At 66.0% G+C, this 15983-nt stretch carries 11 protein-coding genes and 1 pseudogene; 6 read left to right on the top strand and 6 right to left on the bottom strand.

Features of this window, described 5'->3' with window-relative positions; all coding sequences use genetic code 11:
- On the top strand, positions 1-3586 hold a 3586-nt coding region (locus N3J91_13745; protein MCX8157486.1), incomplete at its 5' end, for a lamin tail domain-containing protein.
- Between the two features lie 99 nt (positions 3587-3685).
- Here the strand turns inward: N3J91_13745 and tsaD are convergent.
- From tsaD to N3J91_13760, 3 genes are all read right to left on the bottom strand, one after another.
- The gene (gene tsaD / locus N3J91_13750; GenBank protein ID MCX8157487.1) at positions 3686-4729 is read right to left on the bottom strand and encodes a tRNA (adenosine(37)-N6)-threonylcarbamoyltransferase complex transferase subunit TsaD; all 1044 of its coding nucleotides are present in this window, start codon (positions 4727-4729) and stop codon (positions 3686-3688) included.
- 37 nt (positions 4730-4766) lie between these two features.
- Entirely contained in the window at positions 4767-6074 is a 1308-nt protein-coding gene (locus tag N3J91_13755) for a S41 family peptidase (GenBank protein MCX8157488.1), read from the bottom strand.
- A gap of 98 nt (positions 6075-6172) precedes the next feature.
- Positions 6173-7678: a radical SAM protein gene (locus tag N3J91_13760; protein ID MCX8157489.1), complete on the bottom strand. Its 1506-nt coding sequence runs from the start codon at positions 7676-7678 to the stop codon at positions 6173-6175.
- A 193-nt stretch (positions 7679-7871) separates the two neighbouring features.
- Here N3J91_13760 and N3J91_13765 point away from each other — a divergent pair, with 193 nt between their 5' ends.
- The 5 genes from N3J91_13765 (at position 7872) to N3J91_13785 (ending at position 12814) form a co-directional block, all read left to right on the top strand.
- The gene (locus tag N3J91_13765) at positions 7872-9059 is read left to right on the top strand and encodes an HDOD domain-containing protein (protein MCX8157490.1); all 1188 of its coding nucleotides are present in this window, start codon (positions 7872-7874) and stop codon (positions 9057-9059) included.
- Positions 9060-9085: 26 nt separating this feature from the next.
- Positions 9086-9823 carry a class I SAM-dependent methyltransferase gene (locus tag N3J91_13770; protein MCX8157491.1) on the top strand — a complete coding sequence of 246 codons (738 nt, stop codon included), beginning with the start codon at positions 9086-9088 and terminating at the stop codon, positions 9821-9823.
- Positions 9820-11058, top strand: a complete 1239-nt coding sequence (locus N3J91_13775; protein MCX8157492.1) for a glycosyltransferase — start codon at positions 9820-9822, stop codon at positions 11056-11058. The genes N3J91_13770 and N3J91_13775 overlap by 4 nt, the downstream gene beginning before the upstream one ends.
- Before the next feature lie 75 nt (positions 11059-11133).
- Positions 11134-12348: an SAM-dependent methyltransferase gene (locus N3J91_13780; GenBank protein ID MCX8157493.1), complete on the top strand. Its 1215-nt coding sequence runs from the start codon at positions 11134-11136 to the stop codon at positions 12346-12348.
- 136 nt (positions 12349-12484) lie between these two features.
- On the top strand, positions 12485-12814 hold the full coding sequence (locus tag N3J91_13785) for a metalloregulator ArsR/SmtB family transcription factor (GenBank protein MCX8157494.1): 330 nt from the start codon (positions 12485-12487) through the stop codon (positions 12812-12814).
- A gap of 20 nt (positions 12815-12834) precedes the next feature.
- On the opposite strand, the gene N3J91_13790 is transcribed toward N3J91_13785, so the two are convergent.
- The 3 genes and pseudogenes from N3J91_13790 to N3J91_13800 form a co-directional block, all read right to left on the bottom strand.
- The gene (locus tag N3J91_13790) at positions 12835-14019 is read right to left on the bottom strand and encodes a nucleoside-diphosphate kinase (GenBank protein MCX8157495.1); all 1185 of its coding nucleotides are present in this window, start codon (positions 14017-14019) and stop codon (positions 12835-12837) included.
- Positions 14020-14160: 141 nt separating this feature from the next.
- Positions 14161-14301, bottom strand: a pseudogene (locus N3J91_13795) (DUF5679 domain-containing protein).
- Between the two features lie 199 nt (positions 14302-14500).
- On the bottom strand, positions 14501-15943 hold the full coding sequence (locus N3J91_13800) for an O-antigen ligase family protein (GenBank protein ID MCX8157496.1): 1443 nt from the start codon (positions 15941-15943) through the stop codon (positions 14501-14503).
- Positions 15944-15983 lie beyond the last annotated feature (40 nt).

Below are 15983 nucleotides of genomic sequence, written 5' to 3' on the forward strand. Positions count from 1 at the left end.
AGATGTGTATAAGAGACAGGCCTTTACCAACTGGGCGGGGGCGCAGGTGCTGTGGCAGTGGCTGGGCCTGCGGCCGGGCAGTCCGGCCCGGGGCAAGGGGGCGACGGGCCGCTGGGGGGTGACGGTGGCGGGGGCGCCGGCGGGGGGGACGCCCGAGCGCGGGGCCACCTTGCGGGGGGGCTTCAATGTGACGGGCAACGGGATGCCCGCCGGGGCCTATCCGGCGGGGGCGGGTTACACGCATTACCGCTGGCGGCTGGACGGCGGCCCCTGGAGCGCCGAGACGCCCATTGGCACGCCCATTGTCCTGAGCGGCCTGCCGGACGGCCAGCATGTGGTGGAGGTGGCGGGCAAAAACGATGTCGGCTGGTACCAGGACGACCCGGTGTTCGGCGAAGACGCCGTCGTCACCCGCGTCACTTGGGTGGTGGATGGACGCTCCTCACCGGTGCGCCTCAGTGAGGTGCTCGCCGCCAATCGCAACGTGACCAACCACTTCGGCACCACGCCGGATGCCGTGGAGCTGTATAATGCCAGTGATGCGGAGATCCGCCTGGACGGCCTGCGGTTGACCGATGATCCCACCGTGCCCGACAAGTTCACCTTCCCGGCCAACACGATCCTCGGTCCGCGCCAGTATCTCGTGCTGTGGGCCAACGAACCGGATGGCACGCCGGGGTATCACCTGGGCTTCAACCTGAGCCAGACGGGCGAGGGCGTCTATCTCTACCATGCGGTGGCCTACGGCGGCGAGTTGTTGGACAAGGTGGAATTCGGCCTGCAATTAACCGATTATTCCATCGCCCGTTTCGAAGACGGCCAATGGCGGCTGGCCCAGCCCACCCTCGGCGGGCCCAATGTGGGCGCCCCCACGGGCGACATCTTTGCCCTGCGCCTCAATGAATGGCTGGCCCTCGCGCGCACGCCCTATGAGTGTGATTTCGTGGAAATCTTCAATCCCCAGCCGCTGCCGGTGCCCCTGGGCGGCCTCTACCTGAGCGATGAAATGGTGAGCTGGCGCAACCGGCACGCCTTGCCGCCATTGTCCTTCATTGCCGGCGGCGGTTATCAACTGCTGCTGGCCGATGGCAATGAACAGGCCGGCGCAGACCACCTGAGTTTCCGGCTGGAAGATACGCACGGCGGCCTGGGTCTGTATGCGCCCGATTTGACCCCCATTGACATCGTGGTGTACGACCGCCAAAACCCCAACGCCTCCATGGGCCGCTCGCCCAATGGCAGCACCAACGTGGTGATCTTTGCCACCCCCACCCCCGGCGCCCCCAACCCCACCGTGGGCACGGCCGCCCCCTTCGGCGGCGCGCTGGTCATCAACGAAGTCCTCGCCCAAAACACCTTGACCGTGGTGGACGGCCGCACCCCGGACTGGCTGGAACTCTACAATGGCTCCACCAACACGGCGGATTTGAGTGATTGCAGCCTCACCGATAATGCCGCCAATCCGCGAAAATATGTCTTTGCCCCCGGCACCACCCTGCCCCCGGGCGGGTATCTGCGCCTCTACTGCGACAGTGTCCTGCCCGTCTCCACCAACAACACCGGCTTCGGCCTCAGCGTGAACGGCGGCGGCGTGTATCTGTATGACAAGCCCGCCAATGGCGGCGGCCTGATCAGCGCGGTGAATTATGGCTGGCAGGTGGCCAACCTCTCCATCGGCCGCGTCCCCAACGGCAGCACCAACTGGGGGCTTTGCCTCCCCACCCCCGCCGCCGGCAACATGGCCGTCGCCTCCCTCGGCGATCCCGCCCTGGTCCGCATCAACGAATGGATGGCCAACCCCAAGAACGGTGATGACTGGTTCGAGTTGTACAACCCCAGCTTCCAGCCCGTGGCCCTCGGCGGGTACTTCCTCACCGATACCCTCGGCAACCCCCTCAAGCATCCCATCCCGCCGCTCTCCTTCATCGGCAGCGGCACCAACGGCTTCGTCCGTTTGATCGCCGACAGCAACCCCGGCGCAGGCCCAGACCACGTCAACTTCTCCCTGCGCGCCGCCGGCGAGGCCCTCGGCCTGTTCACCCCGGCCGGCAGCCCGGTGGACACCGTGGAATTTGGCGCGCAGGACGAGGGCGTTTCCGAGGGACGCCTGCCCGACGGCGCGGCGGCCATCCGCCGTTTCCCCAACACCGCCACCCCGGGCGAGGCAAACTACGCCCTCATGAGCCATATCGTGATCAACGAGGCCCTCACCCACACCGATCCGCCTCTCGAAGACGCCATCGAAATCCTCAACCTCGGCACCCAGGCGGTGGACCTCGCCGGCTGGTGGCTGAGCGATGATCCGTCCTTCCCGCAGAAATATCAGATCACCGGCCCCGCCGTCCTGCCCCCCGGCGGCTTCCTGGTGGTTTATGAGCAGCAGTTCACCAATCGCGACCTGGCCGCCGTGCCCTTCGCCCTCAGCTCACGCGGCGATGAAATCGTCCTGGCCGAGGCGGTCAACAACCAGCTCACCGGCTACCGCGCCCAGGTCAGGTTTGGCGCGGCCGCCACCGGCGTTTCCTTTGGCCGTTACGTCAACAGCGTGGGCGAAGCCCACTTTGTTGCCCTGAGCGCCCGCACCTTTGGCGTGGATGACCCCGCCACCGTCGAGCAATTCCGCCAGGGCCGCGGCGCGCCCAACGCCCCGCCGCTGGTGGGGCCGGTGGTGATCAGTGAAATCATGTATCACCCGCCGGACCTGGGCACCAATGACAACGTGCTCCATGAATACCTCGAATTGCAGAACATCACCACCGCCCCCGTGGCGCTGTTTGATCCGGCCTATCCCACCAACACCTGGCGCCTGCGCGACGCCGTGGACTTCGAATTCCCGCCCAACACCACCCTCATGCCGGGCGAGGTCATCCTCGTGGTGAGCTTCGATCCCCAGGCCGACACCAACGCCCTGGCCGCCTTCCGCGCCCAATATCATCTGCCCTCCGCCGCCACAATTCTGGGACCCTACCGCGGCAAACTGGCCAACAACAACGATGCCATTGAGCTGGAACGCCCCGATACCCCCGACACCAACGGCGTGCCCTACATCCTGGTGGAGCGCGTCCGCTACACCGACCAGGCCCCCTGGCCGGTGGAAGCCGACGGCGCCGGCTACGCCTTGCAGCGGGTTGACCTCCGCGCCTACGGCAACGATCCCATCAACTGGCGCGCCGACATCCCCAGCCCCGGCCCGGCCGCCGCCCCGCTGGACATTGACAACGACGGCATCCCCAACGCCTGGGAGCTGGCCCACGGCCTGGACCCCTTCAACCCCCTGGACGCCCAGGTGGATTCCGATGGCGACGGTTTGAGCAATTATCAGGAGTACCTGGCCGGCACCAACCCCTTTGATGCCCGCAGCTCCCTCAAGCTCCTCCTCGCCCCGGCCTCGGGCGCCCCCGGCCAGTTGCGCCTGAACTTTGAAGCGGCTCCCGACCGCAGTTACCGGCTGGAGCAGGCCACCCGCCTGCTCCCGGCCGATTGGCAGGTGCTCACCAATATCAGCGCCGCCCCCACCAACCGGCAGTTCAGCCTGCCGGTGGCCCCGGCGGCCGGCCAGCGTTATTTCCGCCTGCGCGCACCGTGAGCAGGCCCGAAGGCGGCGGCCGCCGGCCTGGTATTGAAAGCCCCTCCGGCACGGCAGGGAGGCGGCCCGGCTGCCATCTCGTGCGGCTCGGGGCGGGATTTAACCGGCCTCCCCGGCCACCAAATCCCAGCGGGGGGAAATGTCCGCATCCCAATCCGTGGCGATCGGCGCCCGGCGCCATTTCTGCTCGGCCAGCACGCCAATCATGGCGGCGTTGTCCGCGCAGTACTCCGGCGCGGCCAGCCGCAACCCCAGCCCCGCCGCCGCGCAGGCGCGCGCCAGCTCCCGGCGCAGGCTGCGGTTGCAGGTCACCCCGCCCGAGGCCGTGACCCACTTCACCCGGCACCGGCGCGCCGCCCGCACCGTCTTGCCCACCAGCGTCTCGACGATGGCCGCCTGCACGCTCGCGCAGAGGTTGCGCAACTGCTGCGGGTCATCCGCCAGCCCCGGTTGTTTGTCCAGGAAATACCGCACCGAGGTTTTCAATCCACTGAAACTGAAATCGTCATGATCCTCGTTCAACATGGGGCGCGGAAAATCAAACGCCCGCGGATCCCCCTGCGCGGCCAGCCGGTCCATGAGCGGCCCGCCGGGATAGGGCAGGCCCAGCATCTTGGCCGTTTTATCAAAGCACTCCCCGGCGGCGTCGTCCACCGTGCTCCCCAGCACCTGATGCTGCAGGGGCCCCTGCACCCACACCAGCAGCGTGTGTCCCCCGCTCACAATGAGCGAGACATTGGGTTGCAGCTCCCCCCACTGCGCCACCGGCGGCTGGCCGCCAATCCAGGGGGAGTAGAGATGCGCCTCGTGATGATGCACCCCCACCAGCGGCTTGTTCAACGCAAAGGCCATGCCCTGCGCCAGCTTCAGGCCGGCCATCAAGGCGGTGGGCAGTCCCGGTCCGCGCGTGGCGGCGATCAGCTCCAACTCCCCGGGCGTCACCCCCGCCCGCTGGAGCGCCTCCCGCACCACCACCGGCAGGTTGCGCAGATGCTCCCGCACCGCCAGCTCCGGCACCACCCCGCCGTGCTCGGCGTGGATGTGCATCTGGGAGGAAACCACATTGGAACACACCCGCCCCTCGCACACCACCGCGGCGCTCGTCTCGTCGCAGGACGTTTCAATGGCCAAAACCGTTGGCATGGGAAATGCCCGCCGCCGGGGCGGCCGGAACCGCGCCTTATTTCATCGCGGTCTTGCCCGTGGTGGCCTCCTTGCGGGTGAACAACGTAATGCCGCGCAGCAGGTCCATGGCCCGCTCCAACTGCACATCGCGCGTCTGCCGCACGCGCTGGGCCTCCTCCTCGCTCAGATTCGCCAGCCCGCCCGGCGCGCGCAAAAGCTGCAAATCCCGCCACGCCTGATCGCCCATCGGCACCACAATGTCGGGCTTGATGCCGCGCTCGTGAATGACCTTGTGGCTGGGGGTGTAATACTTCGCGGTGGTCAGCCGCAGCGCGGAGCCGTCATTGAGTTGCACAATGCTCTGCACGGAGCCTTTGCCGAAAGTCTGCTCGCCCACGATGATGGCCCGCTGATAATCCTGCAGGCAGCCCGCCACAATCTCGGAGGCGCTGGCGCTGGCATCATTCACCAGCACCACCATGGGCAGCCGCGGATGCGTGTTCCGGCTGCCGGCGCGATACTCGCTCCGATGCGCCGGATTGCGCCCCTCGGTGGAAACCACCAGCGCGCGCGGCGGCAGGAACTTTTCCGCCACCTTCACCGCCTGATCCAGCAGCCCCCCGGGGTTGTCGCGCAAATCCAGCACCAGCGCCTGCATGCCCTGGCTCTCCAGTTTCCGCAACGCCTGCTCCAGATCCGCCGCCGTCTGCTCGCCAAACTGCAGCAGCCGGATGTAACCAATCTTGTCCGGCCCCAGCACAAACTCGCGCCGGTTGAGGAGATCTTTGACCGTGTGAATCTTGATTTCCGCCCGCTGCAGTTTGAAATCGCTCACCTGCCCGCTGGACGGCCGGTGAATGGTGAGCACCACTTCGCTGCCGGGCTTGCCCCGCAGCCGCTGCACCGCCTCCTGGAATCCCATCCGCTCGGTGCTTTGCCCGTCAATCTTCAGAATCTCATCCCCGGGCAGAATCCCGGCCCGCGCGCCGGGGGTGTCCTCCATCGGCTCCACCACCGTCAACCCCCCCTGGTTGGTGGTCACCACCAGCCCCACCCCGCCAAACGCCCCTTCGGTGTCCTTCTTCAAATCCTCAAACTTGGCCGGCTCCAAATATTCACTGTGCGGATCCAGGGTGTTCAACATGCCCTTGAGCGCCCCGCGGATGAGGGTCTGATAGCTCACCTTGTCCGCGTCCACATAGTCCATGCGCACCCGCTCCAGCACCGTGGTGAACAGCTTCAGGTTGGGATACGCCTCATCCTGCGGCGCCGCCGCCACCGAATAGAAATAAATCCGGGCGCCAATGATCAAATTAAGCACCACCAGCGTGGTGAGCACCCCAAAGTAAATGCGTCTCTTCATAAACGACACCAAGCCCCCTAACCTACCGCTCGGCGCCCGCCTTGGCAAGGGCGCCCCTCGCCAGGCCGGGCGCCAAAAGCCATGCTCAGGGAAATCCCTTAAATCTTGTCTCCCCGCTCAATATCCACGGAGGGGGGCGCGTTGGCCGGGGGCACCGCCCCCATGCTTTTCGCCGCCGCCTCAAACCGGCTCAGCCAGGAGTAATAACTCCACAGCGGCCCCACCGCCCCCCGCCGCCGCAGCCGCTCCACCAGGGCCAGAAACTCGGGGGGCGCCTCCCGCGTAATCCATCGCGGCGAGCGCCGGGCAAACTCCGCCAGCCGCCCGCTGATTCGCTCGGGGCTTAGCCCCGGCGCCACATAATACCGCGGCGCCAGCAGCGGCGTATCCCGCTCCACCAGCCCCTCCCGCACGGCCCGCTCATGCAGCGGCGTGCGCGGATAAATCCGCATCCCAATCACCGGCAGCACCACCCCCGCCGGCAGATGCTGCGAATTCGCAAAGCCTTCCTCCAGCGTCTCCTCCGTCTCCCCCGGCCCGCCGCAAATCAAAAAATGGCACGCATCCACGCCCGCCTCGTGCACCCGCCGGCTGGCCTCCAGCACCTCGCCAAAATCAAAGTGCTTGCCATATTCCGCCAGCACGGTGTCGCTGAAGCTGTCCGTGCCAAACTCCACATGGCGCAGCCCCGCCCGCGCCATCAGCCGGGTCAATTCCGCCGTCAGCCCCGCCGGCCGCAAAAAACAACCCCATGGCACCTGCAGCCGCCGGCGCACCAGCGCCTCGCACACGGCGGCGGCATGCTCCGGCGCTCCATTGAACACGCTGTCCACCACAAAAAAATAACGGGCGCCGGCCGCCTGCAGGGCGGCCACCTCCTCCGCCACCTCCTCGGCCGGCCGCCGCCGCAGCGCCCGGCCCTCAATCAGCGGATACGTGCAGTAACAGCAGCGAAAGGCGCAACCCCGCTGCGTCTGCACATTCAGCATCGAGCTGTGCTCCAAATACCACCGCACCTCCTCCGCCGGACGCACCGGCTGCGGCAGGCGCTCCAGCGCCGCCCCGTGCGCCGGGGGATTGCAAACCACTTCCGCGCCGCGCCGGTACACCAGCCCGGACAGATGCGCCACGTCCTGCCCCTCCAGCAGCAGCTCCAGCAGCCGCGGCAACGTTTCCTCCGCCTCGCCCTGCAACCCGTATTCCGCCCCGCTGAGGGACAGCAGCTCGACGGGAAAAATGGAAAAACCGCTGCCCCCCAGCACAATGCGGGCCGTCGAGTGCCGGCGGATCACCTGACAAATCCCGGCCAGCCCATCAAAAAAAGTTTCCTGCCGCTGGATGAGCACATCGTCTATGTTGCGCAACGAAATGCCCACAAAGTCAGGATTCCAGCCCGCCAGCCGCGACGCCAGCGCCTCGCCCTCAAATTGCCAGTCCAGCCATTGCGTGGCAAAACCGGCCTGCCGCAGCGCGGCATCCACATGCGCCAGCCCCAGCGGAAACACGGCGTAGGGATCCCGGCACGTATTGAGACTCATCAGCAGGCAGCGGGCGCGCTCCCCGGCAGCCCGCAGTCGGGCGGGCGTGGCGGCGGCTTCGCTCATGTTTCCGGCCTTGTCTGGGCGCCTTGCATCAGTGAACCGTCGCCTTCATAGCAAAAACCGCCGCCTTTGGCGAAGGGTTTTCGCCCCGCGGACAGGCCCCGGCCGCGGCTCCGCAATTTGACGATTTACGCGCGTCCCCATTTCTCGTACACTCAGCCCAAGGAATGTTAAACGCCCGGCAAAACCATCCCTTGTGAACGAACGCGTGTTACTCGCAGGCCCCGCCTTCGCCGGTGGCTTGGCGCTGGAAAGCGAAGACCTTGGCCCTTCAGAAGCCTGGCAGGTGCAGGTGGCCCCCTCCGGCACGGCCGCCCTGGCCGCCTTGGAGCAGGCGGCCTTTGATGCGGTGGTGGTGGATGGCGCCATCGCCGAGGTGGATCCCCGCCAGCTCCTGCGCATCGCGGCGGAGCGCCACCCGGGCAGCGAGATTTTCCTCTGCGCGGATGTCAGCCCCGACACTGCCGAAGCCCCCCCCGTGGGCGAACGCTGGCAGCTCCTGGCCAAGCCCATTTCCGCCCCCGTCCTGAGCCGGGCTTTGAAACGGGCCTTCTCCTTCCGGACCTGGCTGCCCAGCCGGGCCGCGCGGGAGCTGTTGCACAGTGTCAACATTCTCCCCAGCCCGCCGGCCACCTACCTGAAGGTGCTGCGCGCCCTGGAGTCACCGGACAGCTCGCTCGATACCATCGGCCAGATCATCGCCCAGGACCCCGCCATGACGGCCAAGCTTCTGCAACTGGCCAACAGCGCCGCCTTTGGCCTCCAGCAGCAGGTGGCCGATCCCACCACCGCCGTCATGTATCTGGGCCTCGAAACCACCAAGGCCCTCATCCTCCTGGCCCATACCTTCTCCTATTTCGAAAAATTGCGCCCCGCCGATTTCTCGCTCGAAGTGCTCTGGAATCACAGCCTCATGACCGCCCATGCCGCCCGCCAACTGGCCCGCGCCGAAAACCTCCGCGGCGAAGCCGCCGCCCCTTATTACACCAGCGGCCTGCTGCATGACCTGGGCAAATTGATTTACGCCGCCAATGTCCCCCTCAAGTTCAGCATGGCCATCCGCATGGCCCGCGATTACCAGCAACCCCTCTGGCAGATCGAAAAAAACCTCCTCGGCGCCTCCCATGCCGAAATGGGCGCGGCCCTGCTGGCCATTTGGGGGCTGCCCACCGAAATTGTCGAAAGCGTCGCTTTTCATCATGAACCCTCCCGCAGCGAGCGCCCCGGCTTCACCCCCGTCGCCGCCGTCCATGTGGCCAATGCCCTGGTGCACGAAGGCGGGGCCGACTCCCAAGGCCTCCCCCCGGCCGAATTAGACCTCGATTTCCTGAAGGCGCGCGGATGGGAAGCGCGGGTGGATCTCTGGCGGCGCGCCGTCACCTGACCCCCCGGGCCGCGGCTGACATCCGCATGAAGTGGTCCAGCTTCACCCCCGCCAATCTCAAGGAGAAAGCCCGCCAGGGCTGGCGCCGCTGGCTGGCCTGGCGTTACGCCCTGCCAGCCATTGAGCTGGCTGAGCTGGTGCCCCCCGACACCCCCGTTGCACCCCCCATCCTGGACCACATCTGCATGCCGCCCCATTATTACCGGCATGACCATGACGATTTCACTCCCCTGATGCAACTGGCCCGCGCCCGGCAGCCGGCCGTCATCGTCGAGCTGGGCACCGCCCACGGCAACACCACCGCCAACCTGTGCCGCAACTGTCCCCGGGCGCGCGTGCTCACCGTCAACGCGCCCGTCGAGGAAATGACCGGCACCGTCACCACCTTCGGCCTGCGCCGCGAGGAAATCGGCTGCGTTTATCGCCAGCACGGTTTTGCGCCGCAGGTGACGCAAATTTACGCCAACACCCTCCACCTGGACCTGGCGCCCCACCTGGGCGGCCAGCAGGTGGATTTGGCCATCGTGGATGCCTGCCATGACACCGAATACGTGCTCAACGACTTTCACAAACTGCGCCCGCATCTGGCGCCACACGGCCTGATTTTGCTGCACGACACCCACCCCAGCATGGAAGACCATCTGCTGGGCAGTTACGTCGCCTGCCTCAAACTGCGGCAGCAGGGCTTTGATGTGCGCTGGCTGCGGCACACCTGGTGGGCCCTCTGGCAACCTCACTGGCCCGTGCCCCCTCTCCGCTCATGAGCGACCCCGCCCCCGCCCCTGAGAATCCGGCCCCCGCGGAGTCATGGGTGGCCGTGACCGCCTATTTCCCGCCCATCGTCGGCGGCTCGTCCACCGTGGCCGCCAATTTGATCTCCACCTTCCGCCCCGAAACCGTGCGGGTCATCAGCGAACGGCCTGCCACGCTGGGCGGACGCCACAGCGCCGAGCCGCCCCCGGGGGTGGCCATCCGCCGTTTTGGCCTCCCCGCCGCCCTGCATCGCCTGCCGTTTGCCCGCTACTGGATTCGCTGGGGCCGCTACGGCCTGGTGCCCGCCGTGCGGCGCGCCGTGCTGGAGGCCGTCGCGGCGGGGGCCCAACGCATCGTGGCTTGGTATCCAAGCTGGCCTTTTCTCCTGGCCGCCGCCCAGGCAGCGCGCCTGACCCGTCGGCCCTGGTACACCTATCACATGGATGCTCCCGTGCCGTGGGAACAGGCCGTCTGGCCGGACCGCCATTTCCTGCGCCGCCGCCAACTGCCCCTCCTGCAGTCCGCCACCGGGCGCCTGGTAATCTCGGAGGCCCTCGCCGAGGATTTCACCCAACGCTTCGGCCTGTCCTCCACGGTCATCCGCCATGGTCTGGACCTGCGGCTTTATCCCCCCGCCGACCCGCCCCCCACGGCGGCCGACGGCCCGTTGCGCCTGGTCCACACCGGCGTGGTGGAGCATTTGCAATACGAAAGCCTGCGCCGCATCATTGACGCTGTGGCCCGCTGCCCCGAGCTGCGCGCCCAGGTCATCCTCAGCACGCCCAACCGCCGCGAAGATTTGGCCGCCTGCGGCCTGGCCCAGCCCCATGTGCAGATCGTGGCGCTGCCCACACCCGAGGTCCGCGCCTTGCAGCGCAGCGCCTCCGTGCTGCTCGCCGTGCTCCCCTTCTTCGGCACAGTGAAAGCGCTGGATTTAACGGCCTTCCCCACCAAATTGGTGGAATACATGGCCGCCGGCGTCCCCATCCTCGTGCACGCGCCGCCCGACAGCTTCCTGGCCCAACACGTGCGCCGCCATCATTATGCCTGGCTGGTGGACAAACCCGATGAAGCCGCCCTGCTGACGGCCTTGAAGGCCCTCCAGGCCGATGTGCCCCTCCGCCGCCGGCTGGCGCAGCGTGCCCGGCAGACGGCGGAGGAGCTTTACGCCCTCCCCCGCGTGGCGCAAGCCTTTGCACAGGCGTGCGGCCTGGCGCAAACCGCCCTGAAGCCCGACTTCCGTTGACGCCGCCCCCGCCCCGCGGCGGCCGCTTCCATCTTTCTCTTTATGGGCGCGGGCGGGCGGCGCATAATTCACTCCATGCGCGGCGAAGATGCGGCGGATCAATTCTGGCAACACGCAGCGCGCTGTCTGCGCGCAGGCACCCTGGTGCGCCTCCGGCTCTCCTCCCCCCGCCCCTCGCCGCCCCAGCCCGACACCTTGAAAGCCGTCCTCGCCCGCCCCGTGCAGCTCAAGGCAGGCCTGCGCCTTTCCGTAACCCGCCAGTATCCCACCCGCGACGAGGTGAAAAACTACGAGCCGGAGGAGGGGCTGCGCCAACTGCAGGCTTTGCTGCCCCAGTTTCAATCGGGTTATTTATCCTCCGCGCAGGGCGACTGGCAATGGCAGCACGGGGAACAGGGCGGCCGCCTCATCGCCCACCCTCCCCGCCTCACCGGCAACCTCTCCCTCCGGCATGACCACGAGAAATCCCACTGGCTCGACGCCACGGCGCAGGACTGGCTGCACGGGCTGGGCATCACGACCGCCGAGGGCCACGTGGCCGCCCGGCAGGCCGATAAACACCGCCAGGTGGCCCGGTACGTCGAAATCATGGCCCACCTGGCCCGCGCCGCCGGCTGGGGGCCGCCCGCAGCACCCATGCCGCTCACGTTGGCCGACATGGGCTGCGGCAAGGGCTATCTCACCTTCGGCATCTGGCACCTCTTCCGGCGCCGCTGGCAATGGCCCGTCACCGTCCTCGGCCTGGAGCAACGCCCGGAACTGGTGGAACACAACCGCCGCCTGGCCCGGCAAATCGGCGCCGAAGGGCTGGATTTTCGCGCCGGTACCATCGCGGCGACCCCCCTGCCCCGGCTGGATGTGCTGCTGGCCCTGCACGCCTGCGACACCGCCACCGATGACGCCCTGCTCCAGGGCATCCGGGCGGGCGCGCGCCTGGTGGTGGTGGCCCCCTGTTGCCATAAACAACTGCGGCCCCAGCTCGGCAAACCTGCGCCCCTGGCCCCCCTGCTGCGGCATGGGCTGCTGGCCGGGCGTTTTGCCGAATGGCTGACCGACGGCCTCCGCACCCTTTACCTCGAATGGGCCGGCTATCAAACCCGCGTGGTGGAGTTTGTGCCCTCCGAACACACTCCCCGCAACCTCATGCTCGCCGGCGTGCGGCGGCATCCCCCCTTCAGCCGACCGGCCCTCCGCGAGCAAATCGTGGCCTTGAAAACCTTTTGCGGCATCCAGCATCACGCCCTGGACGCCCTCCTGGATGGCCCGGCCGATTCCTCTCCCGCCTCGTGAGCCTCCAGCCGCCGCCGGGCCGGCCCCACTGCCCCTCGGCGAAGGCTTTGGATTACTATAAGAAAAAGTTGTGGGTAACTATAAGAAATAGCGTGACAAATAACCCCATTACATTAGATTTGTTGAACTCGCTAACATGATGACGCCGTTGGCGCGACAAATCCAGGCCGACTTCAAACGTAACGAAGCGACCTGCCAGAAGGCGCTGACCTTGTTGCACCTGCTCTCCAACAAGGCCCGTTTTCGCATCGTTTGTGTGCTGGCCCGCGGCGAGTTTTGCGTGCACGAAATCTGCGAGATCGTCGGCGGCTGCAACCTCTCCAACATCTCCCAGCAGCTCAAAATGCTCACCCTGGCCGGCATCATCAAAAAACGCCGGGACCAGCGCCGCATCCTTTATTCCCTGAAAGACCCGCGGATCGCGCAGCTCGTCGAATTCCTGCGCCAGATGCTCGAGGCCAAATAACGCCCCCGCCCCGCCGCGCCTCAGGCGCCGACGCCGCCCACCGGCCCCAGAAACTCCTCCACCACCTGCCGGAATTGATTGTCGCCGGGCTTGACAATGCCCATTTCCCGCCGGGCGTTCTCCGGGGAATCGCTGGCATGGGCCGCATTGACCATGATGGTGGAGCCAAACTCGCGCCGGATCGAACCGGGCGGCGCCTTGGAGGGATCCGTGGGGCCGAGCACGTCGCGAATCTTCGCCACCGCATTGATCCCCTCATACACCAGCGCAATGCACTTCTCCGTGCCCGGCTGATGCCGCAGGGTCACATCACACTCGCCCGGCGCGCGCCCCGCCATGAAACGAACAATCGCGTCAAACTGGCTGTCCCCGTACACCGGCCCCAGCAGCTCGCCCAACTGGGTGGTGACCTCGGGGGAAAGGTGGAATTCAAACTCCTTTTCCAGCACGGCCTTCGCCCGGCCGGCCACCATCCCCTTGAGCTTTTGGCGCAGCACCTCGCGCACCGGCCCGTAAAACTCGCACGCCTCGGCCACGCTCATCCGGTGCACCTTGATGGCCACAATGTAAAGGCCCGTGCGGCTGAAATAATCTATCATGTTCCCCGGCCGCCCCGTGGGGAAACGGAAGTTCTCCGGCTTGATGAGCACCAGCGTCTTCTCCGGCGTCTGCCCCGCCGGATATTCAATCACGTTCTCCAGCAACCCCCCGTCGCGATCCGAGTACTGGCCCCACAGGCGCAAATCCCGCACCGCAATCTCCGGCGTGGGCGCCGCCAGCACCGCCGGCTCAAAATATCGCAGCGTGCCGTCTTCGTTCAGCAGCACATCCCCATAGGTATCCCGGATGGTCTCGCCCATCGTCCGATTCGGATTGAGCGTCCCCACCACCTGATACACCTTGCGCACCGCGTCCTCGCCCCGGAACAGCAACATCATCACCCGGCGCCGCCGCCCGCGCGGATCCGGCCCCACATGCGTCAACAGGTAATCCCGAATCCACTCCTCCACCCGGCGATCCGCCGGATTGGAGGCGCAAACCACCGTCTGCGCATAAGCCTCCACCAGCTCGCGGCTGGGGGCAAACATCCGCGCCGCCGCCAGCTCCAGCCCGGTGCGGGCCAGCAGCCGGGCTAAAATGCCGCCCGTGCGCGATTTATACAGAGAATAAGGTGTTATGATAACATGAGCCAGTTGTTCAGCCATAAAATTGCCAGGTTAAATGTTCCAATAAAAAAATCAGGCCCCGCATCTTTGCCAGCCCGCTGAAATGTGCGAAATCTCTCAGGCAGAGGGGCTTGCCGGGGGCGACTCCGCGGCGGCGGCATCGGAAGCGATGGCGGACTTGCCGCCTAAAATCTTGAACATGACCACGCCGCACGTAGGGCATTTGCCTTTGATTGCCTTGCGCCCGTTCTTCATCGTCTCTTCCACCGCATTGGCAATCTCTTTCTTGGCCTTGCACTTTACGCAATATCCCTCGGGCATAGAAATCCTTTCCCGGCGCCGCCAGACGCCGTTCTCATCACACCCAATTATCCAAAATCAAAGCTGGGATTAGTCTAAAAGGGGGGATTTGGGCCGTCAACGGCGAAAAAACCGCCCCGCCGCTCCCGCCTTCGCCCTCAAAAGCGCTCCCGTCCCCCCGTCCCGGCAAAAAAACTTCCCCCCCCGGAAACCCGCCCTCTCATTCCCGCGACAAGGTGGACAGGACGGCGCACAGCAACAGAAACAAGAATAAAACAGAATGCACCTGCAACGGGAAATCATAAAAGGCATGCAGCAAACACCCCCCCACCGCGCAATACAACAGCCAGACAAAATACCGGTCCACCCGGATGCCGCCGGGCGCCTGCCAGCGCACCAGGCAAACCCCCAGCGCCCCCAGAATCAAGAAAAAGCCCGCCCACCCAAAGGTGATGCGCGTCTCCAGCCAGTCATTATGAAGCTGCGCCGGGTAGTATTCCTCATAGGACTTGCGGTAAAGTTGAAACAAATTCTTGAAGCTGCCCGGCCCGCTCCCAAACACCGGATGATCCGCCGCCATCCGCCGGGCCGTGTCAAACGTGGCCTCGCGCGTGTAATACCCCTCGCTGATGATCTCCATCCGCGGCCCCAGCTCCTCCCATCCCAGCAACAGCCCCCCGCCCAGCACCAGCGCAAACAGGCCAAAAATCCCCAGTTTCAATCCCCAACCGCGCTGCCACTGGGCCAGCCACAGGATCACCACCGCCAGCACGCTCAACGCCAGCATGACCAGCGCCCCGCCCCGGCTGGTGGAAACCACCGGGCAGATGCCCATCAACAGCACACAGGATAGCAGCAAATTGTGCCGCCGGGTTCGCGCCCCCAGCGGCGCCTGCAAATTCACCCGATGATAGCTCCACCACAAGGCCAGCGCCGCCGGCCACGCCAGATTGAAGTATTGCGCGGCGTTGCTCCGATACGCATACGGGCCAAAAAAGGTTTCAATGTCCTTGTTCACCGTCGGCTCCACCAGCCAGAGCAGCTTGGGCGTGCCATCCACCCGCTGCACAATGCTGACCAGCGCCAGCACCGCGCCGTTGAGGCTCACCACCCACAACAACCGCCGCAACCGGGGCGGCAGCAACCCCGCCGACGGCGCGCCGGCGCTTAGAAAACGCTCGGACGCAAAGCCCTCCTCCTGCCCGTTGAGCAGCCAGCGCCGCGCCGCCCAAAAGGCCAGCGCCAGCCCCAGATACATGCGAAAATAGGCCCAACTGGCCTCAGCATCATAACTATGCGGCAGCCACGGGATGATGCGATGGTAATCAAACGTCCAGTCCGCCGGCCGGTAGGTGGCCCGGGCATTCCAGGCGCTGACCCAGCAATACAGCAGGATCAAGACGGTCAATATCCCCAACGCCCAATCCAGAATCTTGCCGGCATCCCAGCCCGGCCGCGGCATGTACTCCCCCAAAGCCCGGCTCAACAACCACCGCAGCCCCGTCAGCCCGCCCAGCGTATAGCCGGTCACGGTCATGACTTGAATGGACCATTCCTGGGTGGTGCCAAAAGCCCACGGCCCGAAAACAATCATGAAATAAAGCCCCACCTCGATCAGGGCATCGAGCCAGTAGAGGACACTCATCCGTTGGTCGCCCGGCATGGACGCGGCGCACTCTAGCCGGAAATGCGGCAGATGAAAA

It is taken from the genome of Verrucomicrobiia bacterium (assembly GCA_026414565.1).
In the GTDB taxonomy this organism is placed as follows: domain Bacteria; phylum Verrucomicrobiota; class Verrucomicrobiia; order Limisphaerales; family Fontisphaeraceae; genus Fontisphaera.

Bases quoted from the DNA above. Each gene is read 5' to 3' on its own strand.
- tsaD (MCX8157487.1), bottom strand. From the start codon at position 4,729: ATGCCAACGGTTTTGGCCATTGAAACGTCCTGCGACGAGACGAGCGCC.
- N3J91_13755 (MCX8157488.1), bottom strand. From the start codon at position 6,074: ATGAAGAGACGCATTTACTTTGGGGTGCTCACCACGCTGGTGGTGCTT.
- N3J91_13760 (MCX8157489.1), bottom strand. From the start codon at position 7,678: ATGAGCGAAGCCGCCGCCACGCCCGCCCGACTGCGGGCTGCCGGGGAG.
- N3J91_13770 (MCX8157491.1), top strand. From the start codon at position 9,086: ATGAAGTGGTCCAGCTTCACCCCCGCCAATCTCAAGGAGAAAGCCCGC.
- N3J91_13775 (MCX8157492.1), top strand. From the start codon at position 9,820: ATGAGCGACCCCGCCCCCGCCCCTGAGAATCCGGCCCCCGCGGAGTCA.
- N3J91_13780 (MCX8157493.1), top strand. From the start codon at position 11,134: ATGCGCGGCGAAGATGCGGCGGATCAATTCTGGCAACACGCAGCGCGC.
- N3J91_13785 (MCX8157494.1), top strand. From the start codon at position 12,485: ATGATGACGCCGTTGGCGCGACAAATCCAGGCCGACTTCAAACGTAAC.
- N3J91_13790 (MCX8157495.1), bottom strand. From the start codon at position 14,019: ATGGCTGAACAACTGGCTCATGTTATCATAACACCTTATTCTCTGTAT.
- N3J91_13800 (MCX8157496.1), bottom strand. From the start codon at position 15,943: ATGCCGGGCGACCAACGGATGAGTGTCCTCTACTGGCTCGATGCCCTG.